Origin of the sequence: Antarcticimicrobium sediminis, from assembly GCF_004348975.1 — a bacterium.
GTDB classification, from domain to species: domain Bacteria; phylum Pseudomonadota; class Alphaproteobacteria; order Rhodobacterales; family Rhodobacteraceae; genus Antarcticimicrobium; species Antarcticimicrobium sediminis.
This window is the reverse complement of the sequence record NZ_SMFP01000067.1, coordinates 1-548: the sequence shown is the minus strand read 5'-3', so window position 1 is coordinate 548 and position 548 is coordinate 1. Positions and strand designations below refer to the sequence as shown.

Annotated in this window: 1 rRNA gene; it reads left to right on the top strand. The window is 53.8% G+C overall.

Going from position 1 to position 548, the window contains the following annotated elements:
• Window positions 1-548 (top strand): 16S ribosomal RNA (locus E1B25_RS22035); the annotation flags it as partial.

The following is a 548-nucleotide window of genomic DNA, read 5'->3' as shown; positions in this document are numbered from 1 at the left end:
CCCATAAGACTGGGATAACTCCGGGAAACCGGGGCTAATACCGGATAACATTTTGAACCGCATGGTTCGAAATTGAAAGGCGGCTTCGGCTGTCACTTATGGATGGACCCGCGTCGCATTAGCTAGTTGGTGAGGTAACGGCTCACCAAGGCAACGATGCGTAGCCGACCTGAGAGGGTGATCGGCCACACTGGGACTGAGACACGGCCCAGACTCCTACGGGAGGCAGCAGTAGGGAATCTTCCGCAATGGACGAAAGTCTGACGGAGCAACGCCGCGTGAGTGATGAAGGCTTTCGGGTCGTAAAACTCTGTTGTTAGGGAAGAACAAGTGCTAGTTGAATAAGCTGGCACCTTGACGGTACCTAACCAGAAAGCCACGGCTAACTACGTGCCAGCAGCCGCGGTAATACGTAGGTGGCAAGCGTTATCCGGAATTATTGGGCGTAAAGCGCGCGCAGGTGGTTTCTTAAGTCTGATGTGAAAGCCCACGGCTCAACCGTGGAGGGTCATTGGAAACTGGGAGACTTGAGTGCAGAAGAGGAAAGT